Below are 14,289 nucleotides of genomic sequence, written 5' to 3'. Positions count from 1 at the left end.
ACCCCCATGATAACGCGCCGCGCCGTCCCACTGTCCTGGCCGCAGGTGCTCGGTCCCCTTGAGATTGACCGGTTTCGACCTGATTTCGACGGACATGACCGGTCGTCAACCGGCATAATGGCTAGCTTGGCGTGGCAGCTTGCCGCGCCCAACGATGAGATGTGAGCAGGATCGGCATGAGCGGTTTCAGTCTTAGCAGCGAACCCTTCACCTTGGAACGCGACTGCCAGGCAGTCATGGTTCCCCAGGGCGAAACGGTGAGCCTGCCGGCCGGCCAGATCGGCTACATCACCCAGGCGCTGGGCGGCAGCTTCACCGTCTATGTGGAAGGCAACCTGTTCCGCATCGCCGGCAACGACGCCGACGCGTTGGGCAAGGAGCCGCCGCCGCCGATCGAACTGCCTAGCGATGCCAGCGACGCCGACGTCGAGGCGCTGCTGTGGCAGCAGTTGCGTACGGTGTTCGACCCGGAAATTCCGATCAACGTGGTCGAGCTGGGGCTGGTCTACGACGTCAGCATGGAACATCTCGCCCCCGACCAGCGCAAGGTCTACGTGAAGATGACCCTGACCGCGCCGGGTTGCGGCATGGGCGACATCCTGGTCGACGACGTGCGCACCAAGCTCGAGTTGATTCCCACCGTGAGCGAGGCCGACGTCGACCTGGTGTTCGATCCGCCGTGGAATCACTCCATGATGTCGGACGCCGCGAAGCTGGAAACCGGCATGCTCTGACGCCGCAACGACGGCGTCGCTCTCTTTAAAAAACCACACCGCGCATGGCCTGTCCTGCGTGGTTGCGGCGCTTTTGTCCGGGCTCGTTGATACAGGTCAGCACCGCGGGTTCCCGGCGACGACAGACTGCGAGTCGCAGTCTGATCCTCGGCAGGAGCCCACCTCATGTTTCCCGAATACCGCGACCTCATCACCGACCTGAAGGGGCGCGATGCCCATTTCACTCGCCTGTTCCATCGGCACAACGAGCTGGACCACGAGATCAAGAACATGGAGATCGGCGTGACGCCCGCTGGCGGCATGGCGATCGAGCAGCTGAAGAAGGAAAAGCTGCAGCTGAAGGATCAGCTCTACACGATCCTGCGCAAGGCTTCGGCCGCCTGAGCCACGGGCCTCGCTGTTCCCAGAGAAAGGATTCCCATGTCTACGCCATCGAAGGGACGCCGTGCGGCGTCCCGACGCTCAAGCACGCCTGCTTCCACGCATCCCGGTCCAGCGCATGCTGGTGAAGTGCAGACGGTCGGTCGCGCCGTGGCGTCCGCGCAGTTGGGCATGGCCGAAGGGTTGCACGACATCGTGCTCAACGGTGCCGCCACCGCGGCCGATTCGCTTTACGAAAGCATGCGCACCTTGCTGGATGGCATGTCGCCCGATGATGCGTCGCGCATCCGCCATCTACTGTTGGATGCCGATGCGGGCTGGCCGGGCGTGGCGCAGCGTCATCCCGACGACGAACTCGCACCGGGCTGGCGCAAGGGCGAGTACCCCTATCGGCACAAGATGTCGCGACGCCAGTACGAGAAACAGAAGTACCGCCTGCAGGTGGAACTGCTGAAGCTGCAGGCCTGGGTGCGCGAGACCGGGCAACGCGTGGTGATCGTGTTCGAAGGCCGCGACGCGGCGGGCAAGGGCGGCACCATCAAGCGTTTCATGGAACACCTCAATCCGCGCGGCGCCCGCGTCGTGGCGCTGGAAAAGCCCACCGACGCCGAGCGTGGACAGTGGTACTTCCAGCGCTACATCCAGCATCTGCCCACCCGCGGCGAAATCGTGATGTTCGATCGCAGCTGGTACAACCGCGCCGGGGTCGAGCGCGTGATGGGCTTCTGCACGACGGCCGAATACGACGAATTCATGCGCCAGGTGCCGGAGTTCGAGCGGCACCTGGTCAACAGCGGCATCCATCTTTTCAAGTTCTGGTTCTCGGTGAGCCGGGCGGAACAGCGGCGGCGTTTCGAGGAGCGCAAGTTGCATCCCTTGAAGCAGTGGAAGCTCAGCCCGGTGGACCTGGCGTCGTTGGACAAGTGGGATGCCTACACCCAGGCCAAGGAGGCGATGTTTGCCCATACCGACACCGCCGATGCGCCGTGGATGGTGATTCGCTCCGACTGCAAGAAGCGGGCGCGACTCAATGCGCTACGCCACGTGCTCAATCGCATCGCATACGCCAGCCGCGATGAGCAGGCCATCGGTCTGGCCGATCCGTTGATCGTAGGGCGCGCCTTGTTCGGCGGATGACAGCGCTATCGTTTGGGCGGCTATTTAGCGGAAGTTTAGTTTTGTGTTTGTCGCGTGCAGAACGGGAGCTGGCGCCTGCGCAATATCTTTCGCACGACCGCGTTTGGGCTGAAATCGGCGTCGTCAGGCGCCGGTTTTTTAGAATCGATATAACTCGCGTCAAACCGCCATTGTCGAGCGCGTAGCGATACTGAGAACAGTGTCACCCCTTTTTTTCAACGATTTCTTTTTGCTGGTAATTTTCAGCGATGGCATCGCTGTATGTCTGACGCAAGCGAGCGCAAGAAAAAGCGAGACCGTCTGGAAAATCGCATTTTATTGCTGTTTTCCAGGTGTTTTTTGTTGCTTGCGATCAGCGTTGACGCTTCGAATTTTCTTGATTAGCGTCAATCGATCCGTCAACGGGAGGGTTGACGGATGGTCCTTTGGCGACGTGGACACCGGCCTTCGCCCGGTGTGCGTCGTTTAGCGAGTCTGTGCCCGGGCATGCCATTCCAAGGAAGGGCAGGGGGAAACAAGTCCGGGCGCCTATCGGATCGCAACACAGTCACGAAACCCGAGGCCGCGTCATGCGGCGCCTTCATGCATGTGGTGCAACGCACCGCATCGGGTCGATTCGTCCTCAAAAAACGTCAAGGAGATAAGAATGACTGTTCGTATCGATTTGCGGGGAAAGGCAATTCGCAAGGCACTGCTGCCGATGGCGATGTCCATGGCCATGGCAGGATCGCTGCACGCGGCGACCACCGATGCCTGGGTAGGCGTCCGCACGCAGGCGGCCATGAGCCGCTCGTCCGGGCTCACCACCGCCGCCACCACGGCCACGACAAGCAACAGCACGTGGACACTGAGCATGCACGGCTCGCCGACCGTCGACGCGGCCACGGTGTCGCCGCTGGAAGCGAGCAAGCCGGTGCATGTCGCTCTCAGCCTCAACCTGCGCAATGTGGATGAACTGGAGACGTTCCTGCATGCGGTGAACGATCCCGCCAGCGCGCAGTTCCACCATTTCCTGACGCCGGCACAGTTCAAGGCGCGCTATGCGCCGACCGACGACCAGGTGGCACAAGTGCTGGCGCATCTGCGCCAGTCGGGTTTCAGCAATGCGCAGGTGTCGCCCAACAACATGCTGATCGAGGCCGACGGCAACGCCAACTCGGTCAACGCAGCCTTCCGCACGACCATGCGTACCTTCGCCTACGGCGGCAAGCAGCGCATCGCGAACGATTCGGCCGTGCAAGTGCCGGCAGCGCTCGGTGGCATCGTCAATGCCGTGCTCGGCCTGCAGAACCTCAACGTGCCGCACACCATGCATCACATCGTGGGGCCGGTGCATGCGAATGCGAACAACGTCGGCATCCAGGCCGCGGCGGCGCAGACCTCGCACAGCCCGAAGGATTTCCCGGCGATCTACGACGCAGGCAGCACGCCGACGGCGTCCGCCACCAAGGTCGGCATCGTCACCTGGGGCGACATGACCCAGACCATTGCCGATCTGAAGACCTTCACCACCGGCGCCGGCATGAGCACGGTGAACACGCAGGTCGTCAAGACCGGCAGCCAGGCCTATGCGGACGATCCCGACGGCGACGGCGAATGGAACCTGGACAGCCAGACCATCACCGGTACCTCCGGCGGCGTGAACACGCTGATCTTCTACACCGCGCCCAACTGCTCCAACGACAGCTGCCTCACCGATGCGGCCATCACCGCGGCGTACAACCGCGCGGTGACCGACAACACCGCGAAGGTCATCAACGTGTCGCTGGGCGAGGACGAATCGGCAGCCAACAGCTCCGGTACGCAGTCGGCCGACGACGCGATCTTCGCGCAGGCGGTGGCACAGGGTCAGACCTTCTCGATCGCTTCGGGCGATGCGGGCGTGTACCAGTGGTCCAGCGATCCCACCGAAGGCGCGCCGGGCTACGTCGCGAACTCCGCGGGCACGGTGAAGATCTCGCTAACGCACTACTCCGTCAGCGAGCCGGCCAGCTCGCCGAACGTGGTGGCGGTCGGCGGCACCACGCTCAGCACCACGGGTACCACGTGGTCGGGCGAGACGGTGTGGAACGAAGGCCTGGCTGCCGTCGATCCGAACAATGGCGACAACAACAAGCGCCTGTGGGCCACCGGCGGCGGCGTGAGCCTGTTCGAAAGCGCACCGAGCTGGCAGACCACCGCGCTGGGTTCGTCGGTCACCAAGCGCCAGGTGCCTGACGTGGCGTTCGATGCCGCGCAATCCACCGGCGCGAACATCGTGATCCAGGGGCAGACCTACCAGATCGGCGGCACCAGCCTGGCTTCGCCGATCTTCGTGGGCATCTGGGCGCGCATCCTTTCGGCGAACAACAACACCTTGGGCCTGCCGACCCAGAACATGTATGCGCATTTCCCCACCGACGCCACGCCGCTGCATGACGTCACTTCGGGCAACAACGGCTACAGCGGCAACGGCTACACCGCCAAGGCCGGCTACGACAACGCCACCGGCTGGGGTTCGCTCGACATCGCCAAGTTCAACAGCTACGTCACCCAGTACTGGGGCGGTGGCGGCGGCGGTGGTACCGGCGGCACCCCGACGGCGAACTTCAGCGTCGTCACCAATGGCCTCGTCGCGAACTTCACCGATAGTTCCACCGATACAGGCGGCAGCATTTCCTCGCATGCGTGGACCTTCGGCGACGGCGGCACCTCGACCGCGACGAGCCCGAGCCACACCTATGCGGCGGCCGGCACCTATAGCGTGACGGAGACGGTGACCGATGGCGTCAGCGCCAAGACCTCAAGCAAGACCTCGTCGGTGACGGTGTCGGGCGGCAGTACGCCGTCGCAACTGATCGTGAATCCGGGCTTCGAAACCGGCACGGCCACCCCGTGGACGATCAGCTCCGGCGCGCTCTGCAGCAACAGCACCTGCAGCGGCGAGACGGCGCATGCCGGCACCTGGTTCGTGTGGCTGGACGGTTACGGCAGCACGCACACCGACACGGCGTCGCAGAAGGTGACCATCCCCAGCGGCAAGAGCTCGGCTACGTTGAGCTACTACCTGCACATCGATACCGCCGAGACCACCAAGACCACGGCGTACGACAAGCTCACCGTGCAGGTGCTCAACAGCAGCGGCACGCTGTTGAAGACGCTGGTCACGTACTCGAACCTCAATGCGGCGGCGGGTTATGCGCAGGCGAACTTCGATCTCAGCGCGTACATCGGCCAGACGGTGACGATCAAGTTCACCGGCACCGAGGATTCGTCGGAGCAGACTTCGTTCGTGCTCGATGACGTGAACCTCAACGTGCAGTAACGGCAGAAAGCAAAAGGCCCGGTCAGCGATGACCGGGCCTTTTGTCGTTCGTCAGCGGTGTAGCGATCAGCCGTTGTTTTCCTCGAAGCGATTGGCGTCGCGATTCTTGCGCACCTTGGCCGGATCCCACACGCGGCCGTTCATGGTGATGTACACGCCATCGGGCAGCGTCTGCACGGCAGCGACGGCGCAGCCGATGTTGAACACCGCATCCGAGCCCTGGAAACGCGCGGGATTGAGCGCGCCGGTGAGCACGATCACCTTGCCCTTGAGACTGGCCAGTTCGCGCGCGGTTTCCACCATGGTGTCGGTGCCGTGCGTCACCAGCACGTGGCGATGCGGCTGCGCTTCGATGGTGGAACGCACCAGCGCGCGATCCTCGTCGCCCATGTGCAGGCTGTCCTTGCGCAGGATCGGGATCACGTCGAACTGGAAGGCCACGCCCAACTGGCTGAGGATGTCGCCGATCTGGGGCGAGCCGATCTTGTAGTCCGACTTGTCGTCGAAATAGATCTTGTCGATGGTGCCGCCGGTGGTGACGATGGTCAGGTGCTGCATGGTCGGGAGTCGCCAGGGTGGGGAGATGGGTATTTTAGGGCCTATCAGCGCCTTCCGCATGCCTGGGCCCTTCCGAGGTCCTGAGACCACTGTGGGAGCGCACTTGTGCGCGACAGCCGCAGCCCCAGTCGCGCACAAGTGCGCTCCCACAAGACAGAGGGATCAGTGAGGTCCCAGTAGCAAGGCCGTATCGGTGGCGTTACCGGTAGAGAAGCGCATCAATCCATGCGCCACAAACCGCCGCAGCGCCGCTCCGGTGCGCGCCGCCCCATGCGGCGCCGACCAGGTGTCGTGCCGCGCCAGCAAGGCCGCCGCCGTGCAGCGAGCGAGCGTCAGCGCCAAGCCCCGGGCGCCCGCCTCCAGCGATTCGCGCTCGCTGCCATGGGCCTGCAAATAGGCACCTGCAGCATCCAGCGCCCGATGGATTTCCTGCCTCGCGTGCGCATCGATGCTATCGGCCAGCCAGCCTTCGATCGCCGTGCGCAAGGCTCCGAGGTTGTCGCCCGCCAATGCGCGCAGGCTATCCAGCGACAACACATTGGTGGTGCCTTCCCAGATCGCATACACCTGCGCATCGCGCAGCAGCTGGGGCAGGCCGGTGTCCTCGACGTAGCCGGCGCCACCGAAGCATTCGAGCGCTTCGGAGCACAGCTTCACCGCCATCTTGCCGGTCCACAGCTTGGCCAGCGGGGTGAGCAGGCGCAGCAGGGCCACTTCGTGCGGCAGCGCGGCGCCATGCTCCACGCGTCCCAGCAGGTGCGCCACTTCGAAGGTGAGCGCGAAGGCCGCCTCGAATTCCGCCTGCATGTCGGCCAGCGTGTGCGCATGCAGCGGCTGATCGATCAGCCGCTTGCCGAACGCGCGGCGTCGCGTGGCGTAGTCGCGCGCCAGCGACAGCGCACGGGCCATGCTGGCGGTGGCGCCCATCGCATTCCAGGTGCGCGTGATGTTGAGCATCGGCGCCACCTGGCGCACGCCATTGGCCAGTTCGCCGAGCGGCCATGCCGGCAGGCCGTCGAGATGGATTTCCGCGGTGGGCAGTTCGTGCGTGCCGAGCTTGTCCTTCAGGCGATCGATGACGAGTTCGGGCTTGCGCCGTTCGCCGTCCATGGTCTCGACGTAGAACAGCGCGAGCGCCGCGGGACCGTCGCCCGCGCCTTGCGGACGTGCCAGCGCCAGCGCCATTTCGCCGACCACCGCGGAGCTGAACCACTTGCGTCCGTACAGACGCCATTGTCCCGATGCATCCTGGCGCGCCACGGTTTCGGTATGGCCCACGTCCGAACCGCCGGCGTTCTCGGTCATCCACTGGCCGCTTAGCCAGAACGTGGATGCATCGCGGCTGAGCAGGTGCGGCAGCGCGCGTTCGATCAACGCCTTGTTGCCGGAAGCCTTGAGCGCGGTGGCCGCGCCGTCGGTCATCGCCAGCGGGCAGCTGTAGAACTCGCTGGCCACGTGATACAGGTAGACGCGCGCGAACTCCTCCAGCCGCGCATGCTCGTGCGCTTCATGGCCGGATGCGAGCACGGCATGTTCAGTCGTTATGTGGGGACCTTCCTGCCAGGCCTCGGTGAGTTCGATGCGATCGATGCGGTTGCCCCAGGCATCCCATTGGGTCAGCACAGGCTTGCGACGCGTGCTGCGGCACGCACGATGCCATTCCATCAACGCGTAATCGCCCAGTGCCTGCAGATCGGCCTCGATGGCCGCCAGCCGCGCTGGTGGCAGCGCGCGGCGCAACATGGCGCGGAAGAGTGGATCGTCACGATACGGATGAGCGAGCTGCGGAGGATCCTGCAGAAATCCCATGGTCGGCTCTCGATGGTTCGGATCGGTGAAACGAGTATAGGCCGGTGGCGATTCGGTTCGGATTCCTCTGTGGGAGCGCACCCTGCGCGCGACGGGCCTGGCCTCAGCGCAAGATTGAGTCGCGCACAGGGTGCGCTCCCACAAAAATCCTCAGTGCGGGCGTTCGCTATCCAGGTGCGCCATCTGCGCCGCTGCATAACGATCGCCGGCTGCCGCACCCTTTGGCACGGCGGCCTCGATGGTGGCCAGGTCGTCCGCACTCAGCGACACATCGAGCGATCCCAGCGCTTCCTGCAGGCGGTCGCGGCGACGTGCACCCACCAGCGGCACGATGTCCTCACCCTGCGCCGCGACCCACGCGATGGCGAGCTGGGCGACAGACACCTGTTTCCGCGCGGCGATGCCGCGCAAGGCCTCCACCAGCGCGAGATTGTGATCGACATTGCCGGCCTGGAAGCGCGGGCTCATGGCGCGGAAATCGCCCTTGCGCGCGCTGTCCTTGTCCCAATGCCCGCTGATCAGTCCACGCGACAGCACGCCGTAGGCTGTAATGCCGATGCCCAGTTCGCGACAGGTGGGCAGGATGGCGTCTTCGATGCCGCGCGAGATCAGCGAGTATTCGATCTGCAGATCCGCGATCGGATGAACGGCAGCAGCACGGCGAATCGTTTCCGGGCCCACTTCCGACAAGCCGATATGGCGCACATAGCCTGCCTTCACCATGTCGGCGATGGCGCCGATGGTGTCTTCGATCGGCACGTTGGGGTCCAGCCGGGCGGGGCGATAGACGTCGATATGGTCCACGCCCAGGCGCTGCAACGTGTAGCCGAGGAAATTCTTCACCGAGGCCGGGCGCGTGTCATTGCCGCCCCAGCCATTGCCCGGATCGCGCAAGGCGCCAAATTTCACGCTGATCAGAACCTTGTCGCGAGGCACGTTCTTCAGCGCCTCGCCGATCAGCATTTCGTTATGGCCCATGCCATAGAAGTCGCCGGTGTCGAGCAGGTCGATGCGGGCATCGAGCGCAGCGTGGATGGTGGCGACGCTTTCGGCGCGGTCCGACGGGCCATACATGCCGGACATGCCCATGCAGCCAAGACCAAGGGCGGAAACGCGGGGACCGGTGGCGCCAAGTTGACGATGTTGCACGGGGAATCTCCAGGGGGGACCGCGGCATGCGGGAGGAGATCAGTATGCTTTCAGCTCGGCCCAGCGCCTAGGCCAGCGCCACTGCGCGCCTTCGTCGTTCGAATGAAGGCGCGCAGTAGGGGGACGGTGATGCGCCGGAGATCGTGAACAGGCTCTTAGCCTCAGGGTTTGCGGAACTTGTAGATGAAGCGATCCGTGTTGCCCTTGACGGAGGGATCGCGGATGCCCTTGCTGTGATCGTCGGCAGGATTGCGCAACGCGTCGCTTTCGCTGTCGAACTGGAAACCCACGGCAGTGAGTTCGCTTTTCACCGCGGCAGGATCGATGCGATGCAAATCGTTCGTCTTGCTCACGCCCGTGCCATCGGCGGCGGCGTGATCGAGCACGATCAGCGTGCCGCCAGGCTTCAGCGCATCGAACAGGCTCTTGTCGAGCTTGGCCATGTCGGGCGAGCCCATGAAGGGATCGTGCAGGTCGTGGTAGTTCTGCGACGTCCAGATCACATCCACCGGCTCGGGCAGCTTCAGTTCGTTCACCGGTTCCACCAGCACCGTGACATTGGCGTAGCCCTCCTTGCCGGCAAAACCGCGCACGCTTTCCAGGCCCTTCGGCGCGATCTTGTCCATCTCGGCAGGCTGCAAGGCGTAGACCTTGCCCTTGCTGCCGACCATGCGGCTGAACAGGCGCGTGTAATAGCCCTTGCCGGGCATCAGGTCCACGACGATGTCACCGGGTTTGATGCCGCTGAAGCGGAGTACCTCGGCCGGTTTGCGTTGCGCGTCGAGCGCGCGGTCTTCCTCGGGACGGTTCTTGTCGGCAATCGCGAGCCCGACGAAGCTGGGCAGCGGATGCGTCGGCGGTGCAGCCGACGCCGCGGTGACAGTAAGCAATGCAGCAACAGCGAGCAGGCACAAGCGCTTCATGTCGTCACTTCCTCAATGCACGTAGTTGAGAGCGATCGCTGGCGTGACGGACGAGGTGGTGCGGTTGCCCGAAGGAATGACACGCACGCCCAGCAGCAGGCCGATGTTCGGCGACCAATTGTATTCCACGGCCGGCGCGAAGCCGATGTAACGATTGGAGCGCGCGCCCAGCGGCGTATCGGGCGGGAACGGATCGCCGTTCGCATATTCCTGGCCGCCGACATGCGTGCTGCTGTTGTGGTTGTAGAGCACATCCAGCGCCAGCACCCAGTTGCGCGTGAGGCTGTACTCGAACGAGGCATTGGCAAAGGTGTTGTCGCCCGGGCGCGCATGGCCGCGGAAACCTGCGTCGGTGCCGTAGACGCTTACGCCGTGCACGTCCGTGCTGGACGAAAACGAATAGGAGACATTGAAGCGCACGCGCAGGATGCGGCCGTTCGGCATCCACAGATAGGTCTGCGTGTTGAGCGCCACCATGGTGGTGTACGCGCCGCTGCCGATGCCATCGGCGGGACGATTGCCGAGGCGGTCGTATTTTCCGGTAGGGAACGTTTCCTGCAGCTGGATCGCTACCGTGGGCAGCCAGCTGCCTTCGTGGAATTGCCGCAGCCGGTATTGCGCCTGCAACGTGATGTCGCCGACCTGCACGCCATTGCTGTTCGGCGCGCCGCTGACGCGGTTGTAGCCGAACACCGGGATGATGCCCATGGTGAAGTTGTTGGCCACGCCGTAGTTCATGTACGTGCGCGAGCCGAAGCTGTCCATGCCGCGGCTGGTGACGTCGTAGAGATAGGGTTCCAGCAGTATGTGGCCGGGCGGCAGGGTCTCGGCCGAGTTGGCCATCATCGGGCCGGTCCACCAGGCGTTGTCACGGGTCTGCGGCACTTCGGCGGCCGAGGATTCGTCCTGCGCATAGGCGCGCTCGCAGCTGACCGGCAGGCTCAACAGCAGCGCCAGGCACAGCACGAAAAAGCGTGGGTCGAGCAGCGGTGAGGGCAGGTGTCGCTTCATGGTTGATGGCTCGGGCAGACGAGCGCAAGCTATGCCCGCAAGTGGTTGGCGGAAATAGCCACTTAACGCAAATTGGATATGACCACTTTGGAGCCATCGCCATGCAGCGCATTCCCGCCGGGTTCCTGCCCCCTGTGGCCATGGACATGGGCAGCGATTCGCCGATGTACCAGCAGTTGTCGGACTGGTTCCGCCGCGCCATCAGCAGCGGCCAGCTGAGGCCGGGGCAGCGCGTACCTTCCACTCGCAGCCTGGCCAACGAGCTGGGCATCTCGCGCATTCCGGTGCTGGGCGCCTACGAGCAACTGCAGGCCGAAGGATTCCTGGAAACCTTCACCGGCGCGGGCACCTGCGTGGCCAGGGCGATCCCCTCGGACATGACCATGGAGCGCAGCAAGGCACCGCGTCTGCAACCGGCGGCACGCGGCGGGTCACGCCGCACCTCGCTGCGGGCCGCGCAGATGCATACGCCGGAGCCGACCTGGCTGGCCAACATGGGCGCGTTCCGCGTGGGCCTGCCGGCGCTGGATGCGTTTCCGACGGCTCTGTGGTCGAAGCTGGTGAGCCGGCACGCGCGACATCTGTCGCTGGAAGCGATGGGCTACGGCGATCCCATGGGGCACCTGCCGCTGCGCGAAGCCATTGCCGAATACCTCGGCGCGTCCCGCGCGGTGCGCTGCGATGCGTCGCAGATCCTCATCACCACCGGCTCGCAGCAGGCGCTGCAGATCTGCGCGCACGTGCTGCTGGATCCCGGCGAGCGCGTCTGGATGGAGGATCCGGGTTACTCCGGCGCACACCAGGCCTTGCGCACGGCCGGCGCCGAACTGGTGCCGGTACCCGTGGATGCGGAAGGTATCGACGTGGCCCACGGCGCACGCGTCGGTGCCGGCGCACGGGCGGTATACATCTCGCCATCGCACCAGTTCCCGCTGGGCATGGCGATGAGCGCATCGCGGCGCATGCAGCTGTTGCACTGGGCCGCACACAACGACGCCTGGATCATCGAAGACGACTACGACAGCGAGTACCGCTTCGGCAGCCGCCCACTGTCGTCGCTGCAAGGCACGGATACGCACGAGCGGGTGATCTATCTGGGCACCTTCAGCAAGGTGATGTTTCCCGCGCTGCGACTCGGCTACGCCGTGGTGCCGCCCGACCTCGTCGCCGATTTCCAGGCCGGGCGCGATGCGATCGATACGTTCTCGTCGATGCTTTACCAATCGGCGATGACCGAATTCATCCGCGAAGGCCATTTCGCGCGGCATATCCGCAGCATGCGCACGCTGTACATGGAGCGCCGCGTGGCGGTGCACGATGCGATCCGGAAGTATTTGGGTGAGCGCCTGCAGGTGATTGGCACGGAGGCCGGCATGCAGTTGGCCGGGTTGTTGCCGCATGGGGTGGACGATGTGGCGGTGTCGCGGAAGGCGGCGACCAAGGGGGTCTCGGTGCGGCCGTTGACGCCGTGTTACATCGAGCCGCCGCAGAGGGGTGGGTTGATCCTGGGTTATGGCGGGGCGAATTTGCTGCAGATCGATGAGGGGGTGCGTAGGTTGGCGGAGTGTTTCTAGCTCGTCATTCCGGCGCAGGCCGGAATCCAGTTTCGATGCGCTGTGATTGTCGCGATACCGCGACCGGGCCGCCTACGCAGCGGGCGTTTCGATCGGCTGCCGCCGCTCGAGTCACTTTTCTTTGCTGGCCCAAAGAAAAGTAACCCAAAGAAATGGCCTTTAAAGCTGGCAGCATCGTGTTGAATCCAAGCGCGAACGCTCGAGGCGCGTCCCACCGGATCTCCATGGGAGGATACCCCAGGGGTACTTCAATGCGCTGCGCAACGCGCCCGAATCGCTGAGGACTTAAAGCGGAGGCTCGCTTCGCATCGCCCTTTGCGGTGCGCGTCACTTCTCCCTCTCCCCTGCGGGGAGAGGGCCGGGGTGAGGGGCGGGTGCTCGCGAAAGCATCGCCAAGTCGAGCTTGGCTATTTGCTCTTGGCTCTTGGCTCTCAGGGGACCCCGTATGACGCGGCGGGTGGGTGGAGGAAAGCCCGAAGGGTGGCCCGCATGGATGCGGGCCAGTTTTTCGCCAGGGCAGGATGCCCTGTCGAAAAACCCCGCAACCCACCCGCGCACCTGGAGGGCGAAGCCCGGAAGGCGCGTCATCCGGGGGGCCCTTCTCTTTGGTTACTTTCTCTTGGGCAAGCAAGAGAAAGTGACCCGGCCTCCGGCAGGAGGACGGAAGCCCGCGGCAGGCGAGCCAGGTCGCGATAAAACTTCGGTCGAGCGGTACAAACCTATGCCGCCTTCAGGCGCGCCGCCGCTTCACCCCAGCCCCTAACACCCCAATCAACGTCAACGTCAACCCAATCTCCAGCCACGCCAACCAACGCTCCCCAGGCGCACTCCAAGCCTCGCTCACCCCATGGCAGAAGTAGAACAGGCTGAGAATGCCCACCCACAACAGCGCACGCCGCACATCGCGCAGAGCAAACAGAGGCAGCAATAGCGGCACCACCGTGAGCGCAAGCACCAGCATCGGCGACATGCTTTGCGCGGGGAACAACCATCCGTGCCATAGCAGCTGCAGCACAGTCAGCAACGCCCATGCGAGCAAACCCACGCGATAGTTCGCAGTCACCGGCGTCGTCATGCGGCCGAGCCCAGGCGACGCGCCACATCCGCCAGGCGACGGCCCAGGGCGCGGGCCAGGTCGCGTTCGTGTTCGCTGATCGCGTTGTCACCCTTGGCCCCGGCGACATGGCTGGCGCCGTACGGCGTGCCGCCGCTCTGGGTGGCGGTGAGTGCAGGCTCGGTATACGGCAGCCCCACCAGCAGCATGCCGTGATGGAGCAGGGGCAAGGCCATGCTGAGCAGGGTGGATTCCTGGCCGCCATGCATGGTGCTGGTGGCGGTGAACACGGCAGCGGGTTTGCCGGCGAGTACGCCGCTGGCCCATTCCGCGCCGGTGGAGTCGAGGAAGTACTTCAGCGGTGCGGCCATGTTGCCGAAGCGGGTGGGACTGCCCAAAGCCAGGCCGGCGCATGCGGCGAGGTCGTCGCGCGTGACGTACGGAGCGCCTTCGTCTGGCTCCGGCGGCTGCGCCACTTCGGTGACGGGGGCCACCGGCGGCACCTGGCGCAAGCGGGCGCGCATGCCGGGAATTTCCTCCACGCCGCGTGCAATCAGCCGGGCTAGCTGGGCGGTATGACCGGAGCGGCTGTAGTAGAGGACTAGGATGTCTTGGCTCATGGCGTTGGGCGTGAGTGTCTCGATCGGTTAGTGTA

Annotated in this window: 12 protein-coding genes; 5 read left to right on the top strand and 7 right to left on the bottom strand. The window is 64.5% G+C overall.

Translation table 11 applies throughout. From position 1 onward, the window contains the following. Nucleotides 1-176 precede the first annotated feature (176 nt). The 4 genes from sufT to ISP20_RS18795 all read left to right on the top strand — a co-directional run bounded on the left by sufT (nucleotide 177) and on the right by ISP20_RS18795 (nucleotide 5,556). Complete coding sequence (sufT, locus tag ISP20_RS18810; protein ID WP_204637804.1) at nucleotides 177-734, top strand: putative Fe-S cluster assembly protein SufT; 558 nt, start codon at nucleotides 177-179, stop codon at nucleotides 732-734. Between the two features lie 165 nt (nucleotides 735-899). Then, a complete protein-coding gene (locus tag ISP20_RS18805) occupies nucleotides 900-1,118 on the top strand; it encodes an HP1242/YdcH family protein (protein WP_204637674.1) in 219 nt (72 codons plus the stop codon). Between the two features lie 36 nt (nucleotides 1,119-1,154). Further along, nucleotides 1,155-2,252, top strand: coding sequence for a polyphosphate kinase 2 (ppk2, locus tag ISP20_RS18800; protein WP_204637673.1), 1,098 nt, complete (start codon nucleotides 1,155-1,157; stop codon nucleotides 2,250-2,252). 646 nt (nucleotides 2,253-2,898) lie between these two features. Then, nucleotides 2,899-5,556, top strand: coding sequence for a protease pro-enzyme activation domain-containing protein (locus ISP20_RS18795; protein WP_239536156.1), 2,658 nt, complete (start codon nucleotides 2,899-2,901; stop codon nucleotides 5,554-5,556). Between the two features lie 66 nt (nucleotides 5,557-5,622). Here the strand turns inward: ISP20_RS18795 and ISP20_RS18790 are convergent, their stop codons facing one another. The 5 genes from ISP20_RS18790 to ISP20_RS18770 form a co-directional block, all read right to left on the bottom strand. Further along, a complete protein-coding gene (locus ISP20_RS18790) occupies nucleotides 5,623-6,114 on the bottom strand; it encodes an asparaginase domain-containing protein (RefSeq protein ID WP_204637672.1) in 492 nt (163 codons plus the stop codon). A 162-nt stretch (nucleotides 6,115-6,276) separates the two neighbouring features. Further along, the gene (locus tag ISP20_RS18785; RefSeq protein WP_204637671.1) at nucleotides 6,277-7,923 is read right to left on the bottom strand and encodes an acyl-CoA dehydrogenase family protein; all 1,647 of its coding nucleotides are present in this window, start codon (nucleotides 7,921-7,923) and stop codon (nucleotides 6,277-6,279) included. A gap of 150 nt (nucleotides 7,924-8,073) precedes the next feature. Continuing rightward, nucleotides 8,074-9,072, bottom strand: a complete 999-nt coding sequence (locus tag ISP20_RS18780) for an aldo/keto reductase (protein WP_204637670.1) — start codon at nucleotides 9,070-9,072, stop codon at nucleotides 8,074-8,076. Between the two features lie 161 nt (nucleotides 9,073-9,233). After that, a complete protein-coding gene (locus tag ISP20_RS18775) occupies nucleotides 9,234-9,995 on the bottom strand; it encodes a class I SAM-dependent methyltransferase (RefSeq protein ID WP_204637669.1) in 762 nt (253 codons plus the stop codon). A gap of 12 nt (nucleotides 9,996-10,007) precedes the next feature. Then, complete coding sequence (locus ISP20_RS18770) at nucleotides 10,008-11,006, bottom strand: transporter family protein (RefSeq protein WP_204637668.1); 999 nt, start codon at nucleotides 11,004-11,006, stop codon at nucleotides 10,008-10,010. Nucleotides 11,007-11,107: 101 nt separating this feature from the next. Here ISP20_RS18770 and pdxR point away from each other — a divergent pair, with 101 nt between their 5' ends. Continuing rightward, nucleotides 11,108-12,580 carry a MocR-like pyridoxine biosynthesis transcription factor PdxR gene (pdxR, locus tag ISP20_RS18765; RefSeq protein ID WP_204637667.1) on the top strand — a complete coding sequence of 491 codons (1,473 nt, stop codon included), beginning with the start codon at nucleotides 11,108-11,110 and terminating at the stop codon, nucleotides 12,578-12,580. A gap of 730 nt (nucleotides 12,581-13,310) precedes the next feature. On the opposite strand, the gene ISP20_RS18760 is transcribed toward pdxR, so the two are convergent. Both ISP20_RS18760 and wrbA read right to left on the bottom strand, forming a co-directional pair. After that, nucleotides 13,311-13,655, bottom strand: coding sequence for a DUF2069 domain-containing protein (locus ISP20_RS18760; protein WP_204637666.1), 345 nt, complete (start codon nucleotides 13,653-13,655; stop codon nucleotides 13,311-13,313). After that, nucleotides 13,652-14,254, bottom strand: coding sequence for an NAD(P)H:quinone oxidoreductase (gene wrbA / locus ISP20_RS18755; RefSeq protein WP_204637665.1), 603 nt, complete (start codon nucleotides 14,252-14,254; stop codon nucleotides 13,652-13,654). Before wrbA ends, ISP20_RS18760 begins: the two co-directional genes overlap by 4 nt. Between the last annotated feature and the right edge of the window lie 35 nt (nucleotides 14,255-14,289).

The sequence above is a fragment of the Dyella kyungheensis genome (assembly GCF_016905005.1).
In the GTDB taxonomy this organism is placed as follows: domain Bacteria; phylum Pseudomonadota; class Gammaproteobacteria; order Xanthomonadales; family Rhodanobacteraceae; genus Dyella; species Dyella kyungheensis.
Note: the sequence above shows the minus strand (reverse complement) of the source record. Positions and strands in the feature narration are given on the sequence as shown.